This window comes from Gottfriedia sp. NPDC057991 (genome assembly GCF_042886615.1).
GTDB lineage: Bacteria > Bacillota > Bacilli > Bacillales > Bacillaceae_G > Gottfriedia.
Genome location: NZ_JBHVQN010000011.1, coordinates 35,753 through 52,539, shown reverse-complemented (window position 1 = coordinate 52,539; position 16,787 = coordinate 35,753). Strand labels below are relative to the sequence as shown.

Below are 16,787 nucleotides of genomic sequence, written 5' to 3'. Positions count from 1 at the left end.
GGATCAAACTCTCCATAAAAGTTAAGTTTAAATCTTGTATTGCTCAAAAAAACTAATAATTGACGTTTACTTCATGTTTTGTTTAGTTTTCAAAGATCACTTCATCGCTCTGAGGCGACTTAAACATCTTAACATTTTCTTTCAAATGTTGTCAATGTTTTTTTAAAAAGTTTTTTCGTTGTTGTTTCGAATTAACGTGACAACGTTTAATAATATAACATCTATAAAAACAAAATACAATACCTAATTTTAAATTCTTTTTATTCAGATAGTTTATACCAGATTCCAATAAATAAATGATGTCCCTATTCCTTTAAAAAGATACGTCCAATCATAAAAAAAACTGGCTAAAAGTACTCCTTTAGCCAGTTAGATCTTATTTATGTCTCATTAATGGGAACAATAGAACGTCACGGATTGAAGGAGAATTAGTTAACAACATAACTAATCGATCAATACCTATTCCTAGACCACCAGTTGGTGGCATACCATGCTCTAATGCTTCGATGTAATCATCATCCATCATATGTGCTTCGTCATTACCAAGCTCACGTTCTTTAAGCTGTGCTTCAAAACGTTCCTTTTGGTCAATTGGGTCATTTAACTCTGTAAATGCATTAGCATGTTCACGCGCCACAATAAATAACTCAAAACGATCAGTAAAACGTGGATCGTCAGCATTCTTTTTCGCTAGTGGTGAAATTTCAACAGGGTGACCATAAATAAATGTAGGTTGAATTAGCGTTTCCTCAACTTTTTGTTCAAAGAATTCATTAATAATATGGCCAACAGACATATTCGCATTAATTTCAACATTATGTTCTTTAGCATATTCTCTTGCTTGCTCAACTGACATCTCTGGCCAGAAATCTACTCCACAAGCTTCTTTAATCGCATCTACCATATGAAGTCTAGTCCATTTTGGCTCAAGGTTTACCGTGTACTCACCGTAAGGAATAGTAGTAGTACCTAAAACTTCTTTAGCGATATGAGCAATTAGATTCTCAGTAAGTTCCATAATGTCAGCATAATCAGCATAAGCTTCATATAATTCAATCATCGTAAACTCTGGGTTATGACGAGTAGAAATACCTTCATTACGGAATACGCGACCAATTTCATAAACTTTTTCAAGTCCACCTACAATTAGTCGTTTTAAGTGTAGCTCAATTGCAATACGCATATATAATTCCATATCAAGCGCGTTATGATGAGTGATAAATGGTCTTGCAGAAGCTCCACCTGCAATTGCATGTAGCATAGGAGTTTCAACTTCTAAATAACCTTGGCTATCTAAATAACGTCTCATAGATTGGATAATTTTACTGCGAGCAATAAATGTTTGTCGGCTATCCATATTCATTAAATCTAAATATCTTTGACGGTAACGTTGTTCAACATCTTGTAAACCATGGAATTTATCAGGTAGTGGTAATAACGCTTTTGAAAGGAATGTATATTCTTTAACTTTAATAGATAATTCCCCTACATTCGTTTTAAATACCACACCAGAAACACCTACAATATCACCTAAATCAGTAATATCAAAGATTTCATATTGTTCTTCGCCTACAGCATCTTTACGTACATAGATTTGAACTTGTCCATTTAAATCTTGAACATGTGCAAATCCAGCCTTACCTTTACCACGTTTAGTCATTACTCGACCTGCAAATGAAACAACAATCGCTTTTTCTTCTAATTCTTCCTTAGAAAATTGGTCAAATTGTGCTAATAAATCATTTGAAGAATGTGTGCGCACAAACTTCTTACCGAATGGATCGATACCTTTTCCTTCAAGTGTTTTTAATTTCTCCCTACGTATAAGGGCTTGATCATTTAATTCTTCGTGACTCATTTTCTCAACTCCACGTAATTATTCAATAAATATTTAAATACAATATGATTTTAATAGAAAAACTGCCAGTAATTCGATCTGGCAGTTTTGTTTACTATAACTTATTATATTTTGTCAAGCGAAACCTGTCAAACTTACAAAGCTTGAGCAGCTTTCATTTTTTCTTCCACTTCATTAACGTATGTTGTTAATACTTCAACCATTTGAGCACGAGTACTAACCTCGTTAATTTGATTACGAACTATTGCATTACCTTTCAAACCTTTTAAATACCATGCAGCATGTTTTCTCATTTCCATTACAGCAACATGTTCATTTTTCAAATCAATTAATCTGTCTAAATGCAATAAACATACATCAATTTTTTCACGTGGTTCTGGCTCTGGCATTAATACACCAGATTCCAAATATTTAACTGTACGATAAATCATCCACGGGTTCCCTAAAGCAGCACGACCAATCATTACGCCATCACAGCCTGTTTCATCTAACATACGCTTGGCATCTTGAGGAGTCTCTACATCACCATTACCGATTACCGGAATCGAAACCTGATTTTTAACTTCTTTAATCCAGCTCCAATCAGATTTCCCTTCATACATTTGATAACGAGTTCGACCATGGATCGCAACTGCTTTTCCACCCGCTGCTTCAACTGCTTTTGCATTTTCTACTACATAAATATGATCGTCATCCCATCCAAGACGCATTTTAACTGTAACTGGTTTACTTACATTCTGTGCTACAGCATATACCATTTCATGAATTTTGTTAGGATCTAAAAGCCATTTAGCTCCTGCGTCTACTTTTGTAATCTTAGGAACAGGACACCCCATATTAATATCAATAATATCTGCATTCGTATTTTCGTCAACGTACTTAGCAGCTTCAACTAATGTTGCTTTTTCACCACCAAAAATTTGTAAGCTTAATGGCTTTTCACGTTCATCCATATAAAGCATATCTAATGTCCTTTTATTATTGTGAAGAATAGCTTTATCACTTACCATTTCTGCGCATACTAAACCTGCACCAAATTCTTTTACTGTTAAACGGAAAGCAGAGTTACAAACTCCTGCCATCGGTGCTAATACGACGGGATTTTTCATCTCGATGTCACCAATTTTTAGCACATCCCATCCTCCTTCAATTACAATAAAAATCTATATCGATAATTCCTCTACACTTACTTTTAATTGTTTTGCACAATCATGCAAAAACTGTTCAGTCGGCATACGATTCCCTCGCTCAACTTCACCTAACACTGAAACAGAAACTCCAAGGTTTTTTGCAAAGCCTTCTTGGGTAAAACCTTTTAATTTTCTAAAAGCCCTAATCCGTCTACCCCACTTTTCAGCTTCCATAATCGAACTCCTTTATCCTCTAAAAATTTAGTTTCAACCTTAATTGATTGGTTAATTTCTTTTAAGGGGATTAATACAAAGCTTCTTTCAAACATTCTCGGGTGCGGTATTCTTAGGTGCTCAACTTCTATATCTTCGTGATTATAGAGTAAAATGTCAAGGTCTATTGTTCTTGGACCCCAACGCAATTCCCTTTTTCTACCAAGATTTTGTTCAATTCCTTGCGTAACATCAAGTAATTGAAGAGGTGTCAAATTGGTAGAAATTTTAATAACGAGATTTAAAAATGGATCTTGATCTACGTAACCAACTGGGTCTGTTTCATATATAGAAGAGATTTGTTCTACTTGAATGTCGGGATGATTCACTAAATCCCTAATAGCCTTTGTAAGAAAACCTTCTCGGTCGCCAATATTCGTTCCTAAACTTAAATATGATTCATTTTTCATATGCGACCTCTTGTTATTTCAACTGCTACAAAATCATAATGTCCTGGTATTGGCGGATCTGGTTTTATGACTTTTACAGTACATTGTTGAATTAAATCATATGTATTTAATATTTGTTTGGCAATCTCTTCAGCCACTGATTCAACTAAATCATAAGACTGACCTTGAACTACTTCTTCGCAGGTTTTAAATAAGTCTGCGTAACTTACTGAATACGCCAAATCATCTGTTTCTCCTGCTTTTTTTGTATCTAATTCGACAATTAAATCAACATTAAATCGTTGCCCTAATGTTTTCTCTTCTTTAAATACACCATGGTATCCATAAAATCTCATACCTGTTACATAAATTTTATCCATTTTTTACTCCAATCTTTAACATCGCATCCATCATTTTAGTCATACGGGAAATCGCTAATACATCATGTACTCGTACAATTTCGCAGCCTTTCGTAATACCTAAACAGACTGTAGCCCCTGTACCTTCCATTCGCTCATGTACTTCAGTACCAAGAACTTCCCCTATAAACCTTTTTCGAGAAGTACCGAGTAACACTGGATAATCCAATGCTTTGATTTGCTCCATTTGGTTTAAAACTTCCAAATTCTGCCCAGCTGATTTTGCAAAACCAACACCCGGATCCAAAATAATCATTTCATCCTTTACACCTGCGCGTTTTGCAATATTAATACTTTCTACTAAATCACAGACAAGATCACTCATTAAACTATAATAGTTTTCATCTGTTCGATTGTGCATTAAACAAATTGGAACATTATACGCTGCAGCCACTTCAGCGATTTTAGGATCTTTCTTAGCTCCCCAAACATCATTAATGATTGTAGCTCCTGCTTCAACAGCTTGCTTTGCCACTTCAGATTTATATGTATCAATAGAAATTGGGACATCAATTTCTTTAGATAATGCTGAAATAATTGGAACTACCCTTCTTAACTCTTCGTCTACATCAACTGTGGCAGCTCCAGGCCTTGTCGATTCTCCACCTACATCAATAATTTTTGCTCCATCAGCAATTAACTTTTTTGCATGTTGTATTGCTAATTCAATTTCGTTGTATCGACCACCATCAGAAAATGAATCCGGAGTTACGTTTAAAATCCCCATCACAATTGTTTCGTTCTGAATTGGTAATGAGTAATTCCCACAAATCAAAGGTTTTGTTGCTCTTCTCACGCTTGTTCACTTCTTTCCATTTCTTTCATGCTTAATAAGGATTTTCGATGAAGTCTATAATCCTTTTGCAAATCCTTTATTACGCTATTTTCACTAACATTAAAGAACCGCTCGCCAATTACTGTAACGGGAATAATTTCTTGAATTGAGTTTGAAATAAATATTTCATCCGCTTTTAACAGCTCTTCCTCCGTGTAGAAGTCCTCTTCAACTGTAATCCCTTTTAATTTAGCCCAATGAATTACAAACTGCCTCGTTATCCCATTCAAGATTCCCGTATCAATGTGTGGTGTATATAATCGATCTTGTTTAATAAAAAAAAGATTTGAAACGATACCTTCTGAAAGAAACCCATCTTTGTTTAAAAAGATTCCTTCTATACTTGGTGAGCTACCGATCTCTTTTTTCCCGATAATATTATTTAAATAGTGATGAGACTTTAATCGCTCTTTTCCTTCAGGAGAGTTTCGAGGGGTATTTAGTATTACCCCTTCTTTCTCTAAGATATTACTTTCATGCATAGGTTTAATAAAAATGATTGTATTTGGATCCGTATACTTACCAGTGTATAAACCTATTTCTCCAACACCCGCTGAAACATTCAAACGTATATACGCATCTTGTAACTCATTTAATTCAATTAACCTATTTAAAATCGTTTGTATTTCCTCATCTAGCAAATTCCACTCGATATTCAGGTTTAATAACGACTTTCTTATACGATTTAAATGATCAAACAATAAAAATGGATGCCCATTATAGATTCGAAATGTTTCAAATACTCCTAAGCCATATAAAAAGCCATGATCAAATGGAGATATTTTCACTTCATGATCGTTCAAGAATTCTCCATTACAATATAGTTTCATATTGTACTCCTAGACGGTTTATATGCTTGTAAAAAGTTTCTAAGCATTTCTTTACCGAATTGTGACATAATCGATTCCGGATGAAATTGTACTCCTTCAATCGGTAATGTCTTATGTTTTAAAGCCATAATTTCTCCCTCATTCGTCCAAGCTGTTATTTCTAGCTCCTCAGGGAAAGTTTCTTTTTTTACGATTAAGGAGTGATATCGTGTAACGTCAATTGGTGATGGCAAATCATTAAATAATCCTAAACCTTCATGTGTAATTGCCGATGTTTTTCCGTGCATTAAGCGTTCTGCACGTACTACGTCACCTCCAAATACTTGAGCGATTGATTGGTGCCCTAAGCATACGCCCAAAATTGGGATTTTCCCAGCAAAGTGTTCAATGGCTTTTAAACTGATTCCAGCTTCGTTTGGTGTACAAGGACCTGGTGAAATCATCAAATAAGATGGGGCTAATGCTTCGATTTCTTCTAAAGTAATTTCATCATTTCGTTTTACAATTAACTCTTCACCTAATTCGCCTAAATATTGAACTAGATTATAGGTAAATGAATCATAATTATCAATCATTAATATCATTTTACATTCCCACCCAACTTTGCTTTTTCTTCACTTACTTTCTTAGCTGTCCATAAAGCTTGAGCTTTCTTAAGGCTTTCTAAATACTCATGTTTTGGATTAGAATCAATAACAATACCAGCACCAGCTTGTACAAATGCTTGCTGGTCTTTTGTAATCATTGTTCGAATCGTAATGTTTAACTCCATATCTCCAGTGAAGCTAATCCATCCAACAGAACCCGTATAAATACCACGCTTGGTTGGCTCTAGTTCTTCAATAATTTCCATCGTACGGATTTTTGGAGCCCCTGTAATTGTTCCCCCGGGAAATACTGCCTTTAATAAGTCAAAGGAATCCTTATCTTTTTGTAACTCACCTCTAACATTTGAAACAAGGTGCATTACATGCGAATACTTTTCGATTACTAATAGTTCGTCTACTTCAACAGTTCCATATTCACATACTCTTCCTAAATCATTGCGCTCTAAATCAACTAGCATAATATGCTCAGCTTGTTCTTTTTCATTTGAACGTAGTTCTTCCATCAGTTGTTGTTCTTCTTCAACTGTTTTACCACGAGACCTTGTACCTGCTATTGGTCTTGTCCAAACTTCTTGATCACGTTTAGCTACTAATAGCTCTGGTGAGCAACTAACAATTTGAAACTCGTCAAAATCTAGATAGGACATATATGGTGACGGATTTATTTCTCTAAGCTGCTCATATATATATAGTGGATCTGTTACCAGCGTCTCGGATTGTAGCACAGATAAATTCACCTGGAATACATCTCCCGCACTGATATATTCTTTAACATTTCCAACAGCATCCGTAAATTTTTGTTCAGACATATAAATTGTTTTTTCAATCTCTTCCGTAGAAGTTCTTCTAGATAAATCGATTTGCTTTATTTCACTAATGAAGAACTCTTCTAAAGAGTCTAGTCGTTCTTGTGCCTTATCAGCATTTTTCATTTCATCTATAACAATAAAATATAATTGTTTTTCTTGATGGTCATAAATAACCATCTCATGGAAGATTAATAAATAAACATCTGGAATATTGTAGACATCCTCAGCCATTGATGGTAGGTCTTCGATATAATGGTTACAGTCATATGTGAAATAACCGATTGCTCCACCTTGAAATGGTGGTAAGTCATCTCTTTTTTCTGCAGTGTATTTAGATAGATATTCCTTTGCTAAATCAATTGGATTTCCTTCATACTCCACTTTTCCTGAGCATTCTTCAATCCCTACTTCTACCGTTAATTTATTATCCTTCCCATATAACTTCGCAACAGGATTTGATGCCATAATTGAATATCTTCCGTCACGACCACTTTCAAGAAGTACGGCATTCTTTTTCTCTTTTGCCGTTTCTACAAAGTGTTTAAAGAAAGGTGTAGTATAATTGATAACTTTTGAAAAGATTTCATAATTCATGTGAATATCCCCCTCTGATAGCGCTTATTTTTCATTTTACACAAAAAGTAAGAAGTATACATCAAAGCATTTTATGGAAAAACAAAAAACCCCTTTGCTCACTTGCAAAGGGATTTTTAAATTTATCATTTAATCCATTAAAAAATTACTCAAATTGGTATAAAGCTGTACTTAAATAACGCTCTCCATTACTTGGAATGATCGCAAGTACTTTTTTACCTTTTCCAAGTTTTTTTGCAACTTGTAATGCAGCACTAATTGCAGCACCAGAAGAGATACCTACAAGTAAACCTTCTTCTTTTGCTACTCTTCTAGCCGTCTCCATTGCATCGTCATTTTTGATTTGAACGATTTCATCATAAATATCCGTGTTCAATGTTTCAGGTATAAACCCTGCTCCAATACCTTGAATTTTATGCGGACCTGGTTTACCACCTGATAAAACTGGAGAGTCTTCAGGTTCAACTGCGACAATATTAATTCCAGGGTAAGCTTCTTTTAACACTGCTCCAGCACCAGAGATTGTTCCTCCTGTACCTACTCCTGAAATAAATGCATCAAGTTGGTCTCCCATTTGTTCAACAATTTCAGGACCAGTTGTTAAACGATGTACTTCAGGATTTGCAATATTATTAAACTGTTGTGGAACGAAATATCCATTTTCTTTTGCTAATTCATCCGCTTTACGAATTGCTCCTCCCATTCCTTCAGGGCCCGGAGTTAGAACTAATTCTGCACCATATGCACGTAATAAGTTTCGTCTCTCAATACTCATTGTTTCTGGCATTACTAGAATTGATTTATAGCCTTTAGCAGCTGCTACCATTGCTAATCCAATACCAGTATTCCCACTAGTTGGTTCAATAATTGTATCACCCGGTTTTATTAAACCTTTTTTCTCCGAATCCTCAATCATCGCAAGAGCAATACGATCTTTTACACTGCTACCAGGATTCATAAACTCTAGTTTTAAGTAAATTTCCGCGCTGTCCTCGTCTACTAATCTGTTAAGTTTTACAATTGGAGTTCTACCGATTAATTCGTAAACTGAATTTGCAACTTTCATTTCATCCACTCCTAATCCCTAGTATGTTGACCTGTTTAATATACATTATGTAAAAAACGAAAGAATCTGTCAATTACTTTCTCCTATACATAACTTGTATGATATTCATAATAAATTATGAAAAGAAAGCTCGACAAATTCCTTCAATTTTCACCTACAATTTGTAAATTAATTCTTTTAATTGTTCTTCAGAATAATGATAAGGTTGATTACAGAAATGACATGTTACTTCTGCTTCTCCATCTTCTTCTAATATTAATTGTAATTCTTGTTTACCAATACTTAAAAGAGCACCCTCAATTCTCTCTCTTGAGCATTGACATTGGAACTTTACATCCATTGTTTCTAAAACTTTAACTTCTTCTTTTCCTAACACTTCATATAAAATCTCTTCTGGAGTAAGGCCTTCTTCAATTAGTTTAGAAACTGGTTTAATCGTTTTTAAACGATTTTCAATTTGCGTAATACATTCTTCACTAGCGCCAGGTAACATTTGAATTATAAATCCTCCACTTGCTAAAATAGAATGATCTGGGTTTACTAATACGCCGACACCTACAGATGAAGGTGTTTGTTCAGAGACAGCAAAATAGTAAGTGAAGTCTTCACCTAGTTCACCTGACACAATAGGTACTGAGCCTGTGAAAGGTTCTCTCATACCAATATCTTTAACAACTGAGATTGTACCTACAGTACCAATTGCTTTAGCTACATCTATTTTTCCATGTTTGTTAAGTTCAGTTTGTACATGCGGATTCTGTACATATCCTCGGACTTCACCTTTTGCATTACTATCGACTAAAATATGGCCAATTGGGCCATTACCTTCAACCTTTAAAGTTAACTTTTCATCGCCTTTTAACATAGCACCCATCATTGTTCCAGCTGTTAGTGTACGACCTAATGCAGCAGAAGCGTTTGACCAAGTGTCATGACGTTCTTGAGCTTCTTTTACAATATTTGTTGATCTAACGCTATATGCACGGACTTCACCGTTAAAAGCTAATGCTTTTACTAAATAATCTTTCATGTTTTACCCCTTTTTATGAATTTCGTTTATAAATTAAATGTAGACCTTTTAATGTTAAATATGGATCCATGACATCAATGATATCCGATTCCTTAGATATTAATGATGCAAGTCCGCCTGTTGCTATAACAGTAGGTTCTACCTTTGCTTGAGCTTTCATTCGTTTTACTATACCTTCAACTTGACCTACATAACCATATAGGATTCCAACCTGCATAGCCTCTACAGTTGTACGACCGACAATATTAGAAGGTCTTGAAAGCTCAATACGAGGCAGTTTTGAAGCCTTTGTATATAGTGCCTCTGTTGAAATATTGATGCCTGGTGCGATAGCTCCACCGATGTAATTTTTATTTTCATCTATATAACAATATGTAGTAGCCGTTCCGAAATCTACAATAATCAGCGGACTTCCGTATTGTGCAATTCCAGCAACTGCATTAACAATTCGGTCTGCGCCCACTTCTTTCGGATTATCATATTTTATGTTTAAACCTGTTTTTATACCAGGACCAACGATTAGTGGCTTTTGTTTAAAGTATTTTGTTGCCATTCTTTCCAATGAAAACATAATCGGTGGGACAACTGATGAAATAATAACTGCATGAAACTCATCAAACCCAATGCCTGCATACTCAAGTAATGATCCTATGACCATACCGTACTCATCTTCAGTTTTATAACGATTCGTCTCAATTCTCCAATGATGTATCAACTCGTCTTCTTGGTAAACACCTAAAACAGTATTTGTATTTCCTACATCGATTACAAATAACATATAATCCACCGTCTCTCCATTTCAAAAATAAAACTTTTATTTTATATTTTTAGTTTCAAGTACATTTTTTAATCACTATAAAAATAATGATAACACAAGTTGATAGTAGTTTAAAAATAGATGCTTTCTGCTGTGGGCATGGTTCGTATTGGTCTTTTTAAACGCATCATTAAACTGATTTTTTTCATGGTATTGCCCTTTATCTCTTTTCACCAATAAACAAAAGAAAGAGTGTCTATAAAGACACTCTTAATTTTTTATTCAGTGATTTTAGGCTCAGTTGGTTCATCATTCTTTTTAGAAATGTTGACTTTAATCTCATCATTTGAAGTTGGAGATGTAGGAAGTGTACCTTGTTCCCAAAGACTCTTAATTGCTTTTGCATCTAAAGTTTCCACTTCTAATAATGTGTTAGCAAGCAAGTCTAATTTTTCGCGCTGCGTCTTAATAATATCAGTTGCTTTTGCATAACATTCTTTAATGATTGTTTGAATCTCTACGTCGATTTCATAAGCAATTTTATCACTATAATTTTGTTCATTATTAAAGTCTCTACCAAGGAATACATTTCCTCCTTGAGATTGACCAAACTGTAATGGACCTAGTTTATCGCTCATACCGAACTCAGTAACCATACGACGAGCAATACCTGTTGCACGTTGGAAGTCATTATGAGCTCCTGTACTTACTTCACCAAATACCACTTCTTCAGCAACACGTCCACCAAGTAGACCTGTAATTTTATCAAGTAATTCTGGTTTTGTCATAAAGTAACGATCTTCTTTTGGAAGCATTACTGCATAACCACCAGCTTGACCACGAGGTACAATTGTTACTTTGTGCACCACTTCAGCATCATCTAATACTTGACCAATAACCGTATGTCCAGCTTCATGGAACGCAACAATTTTTCGCTCTTTTACAGATATAACTTTATTTTTCTTAGCAGGTCCCGCAATTACACGGTCAGTTGCTTCGTCAATATCAAGCATATCGATTTTCTTTTTATCACGACGAGCCGCAACTAATGCCGCTTCGTTTAATAAATTCTCTAAATCTGCACCAGAGAATCCAGGAGTTCTTTGAGCAATAGCTTTTAAGTCTACATCTTGCGCCAATGGTTTATTTCTTGAATGAACTTTTAATACCGCTTCACGTCCTATTACATCTGGACGATCTACCGTAATCTGTCTGTCAAATCGACCTGGACGTAATAACGCTGGATCTAGAACATCTGCACGGTTTGTTGCAGCGATGATGATAATACCTTCGTTAGCACCAAAACCATCCATTTCAACAAGTAACTGGTTTAATGTTTGTTCACGCTCATCGTGACCTCCACCTAATCCAGCACCACGTTGACGACCTACAGCATCGATTTCATCTATAAATATGATACAAGGAGCGTTTTTCTTCGCGTTTTCAAATAAATCACGAACACGAGAAGCACCGACCCCTACAAACATTTCAACGAAATCAGAACCACTGATTGAGAAGAATGGAACTCCAGCTTCTCCTGCAACAGCTCTCGCTAATAATGTTTTACCTGTTCCTGGAGGTCCTACTAATAGTACCCCTTTAGGAATTCTTGCACCTAGTTCAGAAAATTTACGAGGATCCTTCAAGAACTCTACTACCTCAACAAGCTCTTGCTTCTCTTCATCTGCCCCTGCAACATCTTTAAATCGTACTTTCTTTTTCTCGTCATTATAAAGACGAGCTTTGCTCTTCCCAAAGTTCATAACACGGCTTCCGCCACCTTGTGCATTATTCATTAGGAAGAAGAAAAGAATGAAAATAATGACAAATGGAATGAGTGAAGTGAAGATTTGCACCCATGCACTTGTTGTTTCAGCTGGATTCCAATTAGCCTTTATTTTATAGTCAGCAACTGCTTTGTTAACTATTTTTGTCGTTTCGTCACTAATTGGTACTTGAGTTTGGAAAGATTCGCCTTTTTTTACATCTGTAAAATGACCTCTTACTATGTACACTCCATTTTTAGGTTGGATAGATGTTAAACTGCTAACATCACCTTTTTGTAACTTAGTATAAAATGTATCGTAACTTACTTTCTTAACTTGAGATTCTGGCCCATTGAAATATGTAACAACACCAATCACAACTAAGAAGATTAATATGTAAAAGACTGTATTACGGAAAATTCGATTCAATTCCAAACCTCCTCTCTTTCAATTTAATTACTTTATATAGTAGCATAGTTATACCATGTAAACAAACGAATAAAACTTGACTTATTTCGTGTAAACTTCAGGCTTTAAAACGCCAACATATGGCAGATTTCGATAACGTTCAATATAGTCTAAACCATATCCTACTACGAAAGCATCTGGTACTTCGAAACCAACTAAATCAGCCTCAATATTTGCTTTACGTCCGCTTGGCTTATCTAATAAAGTAACGATTTTAACTGTATTAGCTTTGCGATGTTTAAATAGTTCAACTAAATAATTTAAAGTTAGACCACTATCAATAATATCTTCTAGAATGATTACATCTCTTCCTTCTACTGAAGTATTTAAATCTTTTACAATTTTTACTTCACCAGAAGAAACTGTACTATGTCCATAACTAGAAACATCCATAAAATCAATTTCGATATATGTATCAATATGCTTGATAAGGTCAGACATGAACGGAAGAGCTCCTTTTAAAACACCCACTACTAGTGGAAAGCGGTCTTTGTACTCTTCAGTTAGTACTGCACCTAATTCTACTACTTTTTGTTGAATTGCCTCTTCACTTACTAATACTTGTTGAATGTCTTGTTTCATCTTTTCCTCCTAGAAACTCTTAGAAACCACCTGTATTGCAATGAGTGACTCATCTGTCGAAAAATTTCTTTCAAATGCAGATTTCTTTACGAAAGGTACCCATAATATTTTATTTTGACTATCCGTAATTATTGGCCATTCATCACGTATTGATTGTTTCATTTTTTCATCAATAAATATATCTTTTAACTTTTTTGACCCATTCATACCCTTTAATGACATTCGATCACCATTCTTTCGATTCCGAACAATGAGTGGAAAAGAAACATCCTTGACAGAACAAATAAACGTGTCGTTTTTCGGTTCAAAACTTTGATTGTTTAATTCAACTTTTATTGAAAAGCCATTTGGTAGTTCGTATACGCCAGGCTCATTAATAGAAATAGTATAATCCTTCACATTCATTTGTTCGAATGTAAAGGTGCATTCATTATATGAGCGTGTGACAAAAAGTCCTTCAGGCAAATGCTGCTCCCATGTGGATTTTTCATTTCGTAATAAAGTCAGAATTGAATTAAGATGCCCTTGTGTCAAGCCTTTAGGGATAGATAGGTAGACATAATCTAATATTAGTTGAATACATCTTCTTTGTAAAGATATAGGCACATTTAAAAACTGTTTAACGTCAATAGTGACTGCTTGCTTTTCTTTATTTTTTATAACTGTATTCATTGCGTCTTCAGTTAATTCCATTAAATATAGTTCATCTTCCAATTGCTGTCTACTAAACTGCTGGAATCTTTTTTGTGCAGTTGGATTTTCTTCAAAAATAAAAGGTAGAATATGATGTCTAAATCGATTTCTAGTGTAAACATCTTTATCATTACTTGGATCTTTTCGAGGGATAATACTTTGTTCGTGACAATATGTAGTTAATGCTTGTTTTCTTAAATCTAAAAATGGACGAATAATTTCGCCTGTACTAAAAGACCTCTTTTCCCTAATGCCAGCGTAACCGACCTGCGAGCTACCTCTTACTAACCGCATCAAAATCGTTTCAACTTGGTCTTCCCCGTGATGACCTAACGCTAAATAATTCGCTTCATATTTCTTCATCATTTCGTCAAAAAAACGATAGCGACATTCCCTTGCCGCCAATTGACTACTTAATCCCGTTTCCTCGATATACTGATTCACATTTATGCTCTTACCTTCATATTGAACGTTATGTTGGAGGCACCAGTTCTTAACATATTCCAAATCATCTAAAGATTCCTGTCCCCTAAACATATGATCTACATGTGCGATAATAATCGAGAACCCGTAGTCCTCTCTGATCGATAAAAAAGAGTGAGCTAACGCCATTGAATCTGGGCCTCCAGAAACACCGATCACAATTACACTATTTCTGATAATATTGTTTTGTTTTATAAATTCCTTTAATTGATTAATTACCATTTACCTAGACTCCTAATGAAAGTAAAATTCATATCTATATGTTACCATTCACACACTTGGAGTACTATAATTTACATCTGATAATAAAAATATAATGCATAGGCCAAGCCCATTAACAAGAGAATGGTCGATGTTTCGAACCAGTGAATTCTTTTTTTCTTTTGCTTCACTTGGACATTGTTCCCTGCTCTTGTCTGTGTTGATTGGTTAGGTTTTTGATTCTGACTATTTGAATTTCTAGATTGATTTGTAGGCTGACTATGTTTTTTTGATTGTGTTGTTTGATTACCAGTCTGATTTTGATTTTGTTTTTTTGATTGCCTTGTTTGATTCAACGAATTTGTTTGTGCTGTAGTAGTTTGAACTTTTTTACTCTTCTTCTTATTTGTAGCATTTATCTTTTGTTCATACATTAATAGAGCCTGTTTCATAGCACTTGCACTAACATATTCCCCTTTTAATCCCTTCATTAGAAATTCTTTATATGGATTAAGGGTTTGTGTTTGAGTTATTACTTGTTCAATCTGATTTATTCCCAGCCCATTTTTTAAAAACTGCTTTTTACAATGCAAATGGATAAAAATCATCGTAACTGCAAATAAGTCATAGGAAACTTCTGCTTTTCTAGAACCTAAGCCCCAGTAGCCACGGTCAAAGAACTCGGTAAACTCTTTAACTGCACGTCCAATTTGAGTAACCCCTCCAAAATCGATCCACTGGATTTTATTTGGTTCTTTCATAACTAGTAGGTTATCTGTTTTTAAATCTCCAAAAATAAAGCCTTTATGGTGCAATTTATCTAACAATGATAAAACTTGTATGATAAAAATACTACTCCATTCCATTCCATTTCTTTCAATAAATTTTGGCAAACTTACACCATTTACGTATTCCATAACATAGTAATAGCAGCATTCATTTGTTCCTGGATTTATATAGTCATCTACATCGATAAAAGAAGGCCCAAGGAATGAATCCTGGACCTGTGTGATTTTTTTTAAAACATTTACTTCGTTCGTGATATTAGTAGAATCTTTACTCAGCTTAATAGCAACATCTCCAGATTTTCCAGAAGCTAGATAAACGGTTCCGTTTGCTCCATTTCCAAGTAAACTCTTTATTTCGTATTTGTTTTTATTCCACTTTCCAGTAATGAGAGTCCCAGGCGCTAAATTAATCTGCCCATTCAATTGATTGTTCATCATCACCATTATTACCTCTATTGTAGTTTTGGTCGTTAAAATAGTTTAAAGCCTCACGTAGAGCAGGACCGGTTGGTGTCATACCACCCATCGTTAACTTAGGAAAAATTGTGTTTAGTTTTTCTAATTTAGGTGTCCAATCTAGTAATTTGTCTACATCGTCATGTTTCCCAGGAAATATAAATAATGAGTAGGCATTTTCTCCTGTTCTTGAGTTTAAACTAATTTGTAAATCAAATAATGATTCCTTAACAGTTTCTAGTTTGTCTTTCATACTAGCACTCGTATCTACTAAAATAATAACTTCTAAACCTACAGTTTCACCAATATCCTCTACAACCTCATATACCTCTTCTCGCTTTGAAGGAGGAAGTGATTCAATCGAATTGCTATCGCCTAAAATTTGCTTTAATTCTTTATTAACAAATCCTTGAATTGTTTGTGTCATCGCTTTTCTAGTAACCATTTGGACAGTTTGAGAAAGTTGCTTTGTGTAAACGACTTGACTAATCCCTCCACCTGCTCTAGCAATTTCCTCGATTTCCTTTAAACCGTCACCACTCTGTACATTTTCATCTAAAATTCCAATTACATTTACTGTAATACCGTATTCTTGTGCCAGGCTTGAAACTGCTAACGGATCTTCACCATGGTTTGAATAACCATCAGTTATTAATAGAATTTGTTTTAACTTTCCCTTATACATACAAAATCCCCTCCGCGTAAAAGTTGTTACCATTTTGTCCAATTACGGGAGGGGATAAACCTTTATT

17 protein-coding genes are annotated in these 16,787 nt (G+C 34.8%); all 17 read right to left on the bottom strand.

Translation table 11 applies throughout. The features are described from left to right. Positions 1–376: 376 nt before the first annotated feature. Complete coding sequence (lysS, locus tag ACFVR2_RS24285; RefSeq protein ID WP_387367914.1) at positions 377–1,858, bottom strand: lysine--tRNA ligase; 1,482 nt, start codon at positions 1,856–1,858, stop codon at positions 377–379. Between the two features lie 134 nt (positions 1,859–1,992). Further along, positions 1,993–2,991 carry a tRNA dihydrouridine synthase DusB gene (dusB, locus tag ACFVR2_RS24280; RefSeq protein ID WP_387367911.1) on the bottom strand — a complete coding sequence of 333 codons (999 nt, stop codon included), beginning with the start codon at positions 2,989–2,991 and terminating at the stop codon, positions 1,993–1,995. A gap of 30 nt (positions 2,992–3,021) precedes the next feature. Then, positions 3,022–3,222: a helix-turn-helix domain-containing protein gene (locus ACFVR2_RS24275; RefSeq protein ID WP_056474403.1), complete on the bottom strand. Its 201-nt coding sequence runs from the start codon at positions 3,220–3,222 to the stop codon at positions 3,022–3,024. Further along, positions 3,174–3,671: a 2-amino-4-hydroxy-6-hydroxymethyldihydropteridine diphosphokinase gene (gene folK / locus ACFVR2_RS24270; RefSeq protein ID WP_387367908.1), complete on the bottom strand. Its 498-nt coding sequence runs from the start codon at positions 3,669–3,671 to the stop codon at positions 3,174–3,176. The genes ACFVR2_RS24275 and folK overlap by 49 nt, the downstream gene beginning before the upstream one ends. Further along, positions 3,668–4,030: a dihydroneopterin aldolase gene (gene folB / locus ACFVR2_RS24265; protein ID WP_056474411.1), complete on the bottom strand. Its 363-nt coding sequence runs from the start codon at positions 4,028–4,030 to the stop codon at positions 3,668–3,670. Before folB ends, folK begins: the two co-directional genes overlap by 4 nt. Next, positions 4,023–4,865: a dihydropteroate synthase gene (gene folP, locus ACFVR2_RS24260; protein WP_387367905.1), complete on the bottom strand. Its 843-nt coding sequence runs from the start codon at positions 4,863–4,865 to the stop codon at positions 4,023–4,025. The genes folB and folP overlap by 8 nt, the downstream gene beginning before the upstream one ends. Beyond that, on the bottom strand, positions 4,862–5,734 hold the full coding sequence (gene pabC, locus ACFVR2_RS24255; RefSeq protein WP_387367902.1) for an aminodeoxychorismate lyase: 873 nt from the start codon (positions 5,732–5,734) through the stop codon (positions 4,862–4,864). Before pabC ends, folP begins: the two co-directional genes overlap by 4 nt. Continuing rightward, positions 5,731–6,318, bottom strand: coding sequence for an aminodeoxychorismate/anthranilate synthase component II (gene pabA / locus ACFVR2_RS24250; RefSeq protein WP_387367899.1), 588 nt, complete (start codon positions 6,316–6,318; stop codon positions 5,731–5,733). Before pabA ends, pabC begins: the two co-directional genes overlap by 4 nt. Further along, positions 6,315–7,745 (bottom strand): anthranilate synthase component I family protein, encoded by a 1,431-nt coding sequence (locus ACFVR2_RS24245; protein WP_387367896.1) that lies wholly within the window; start codon positions 7,743–7,745, stop codon positions 6,315–6,317. Before ACFVR2_RS24245 ends, pabA begins: the two co-directional genes overlap by 4 nt. A gap of 145 nt (positions 7,746–7,890) precedes the next feature. Then, the gene (cysK, locus tag ACFVR2_RS24240; protein ID WP_387367893.1) at positions 7,891–8,811 is read right to left on the bottom strand and encodes a cysteine synthase A; all 921 of its coding nucleotides are present in this window, start codon (positions 8,809–8,811) and stop codon (positions 7,891–7,893) included. Between the two features lie 154 nt (positions 8,812–8,965). After that, entirely contained in the window at positions 8,966–9,841 is an 876-nt protein-coding gene (gene hslO / locus ACFVR2_RS24235) for an Hsp33 family molecular chaperone HslO (protein ID WP_387367890.1), read from the bottom strand. 13 nt (positions 9,842–9,854) lie between these two features. Then, the gene (locus ACFVR2_RS24230; RefSeq protein WP_056474433.1) at positions 9,855–10,619 is read right to left on the bottom strand and encodes a type III pantothenate kinase; all 765 of its coding nucleotides are present in this window, start codon (positions 10,617–10,619) and stop codon (positions 9,855–9,857) included. A 257-nt stretch (positions 10,620–10,876) separates the two neighbouring features. Next, positions 10,877–12,793 carry an ATP-dependent zinc metalloprotease FtsH gene (gene ftsH, locus ACFVR2_RS24225; RefSeq protein WP_387367887.1) on the bottom strand — a complete coding sequence of 639 codons (1,917 nt, stop codon included), beginning with the start codon at positions 12,791–12,793 and terminating at the stop codon, positions 10,877–10,879. A gap of 81 nt (positions 12,794–12,874) precedes the next feature. Beyond that, complete coding sequence (hpt, locus tag ACFVR2_RS24220) at positions 12,875–13,414, bottom strand: hypoxanthine phosphoribosyltransferase (RefSeq protein WP_088014785.1); 540 nt, start codon at positions 13,412–13,414, stop codon at positions 12,875–12,877. 9 nt (positions 13,415–13,423) lie between these two features. Next, the gene (tilS, locus tag ACFVR2_RS24215; protein WP_387367884.1) at positions 13,424–14,812 is read right to left on the bottom strand and encodes a tRNA lysidine(34) synthetase TilS; all 1,389 of its coding nucleotides are present in this window, start codon (positions 14,810–14,812) and stop codon (positions 13,424–13,426) included. 71 nt (positions 14,813–14,883) lie between these two features. After that, the gene (locus ACFVR2_RS24210) at positions 14,884–16,017 is read right to left on the bottom strand and encodes a protein kinase domain-containing protein (RefSeq protein WP_387367881.1); all 1,134 of its coding nucleotides are present in this window, start codon (positions 16,015–16,017) and stop codon (positions 14,884–14,886) included. Next, the gene (locus tag ACFVR2_RS24205; RefSeq protein WP_387367878.1) at positions 15,986–16,720 is read right to left on the bottom strand and encodes a VWA domain-containing protein; all 735 of its coding nucleotides are present in this window, start codon (positions 16,718–16,720) and stop codon (positions 15,986–15,988) included. The genes ACFVR2_RS24210 and ACFVR2_RS24205 overlap by 32 nt, the downstream gene beginning before the upstream one ends. Positions 16,721–16,787: the final 67 nt, after the last annotated feature.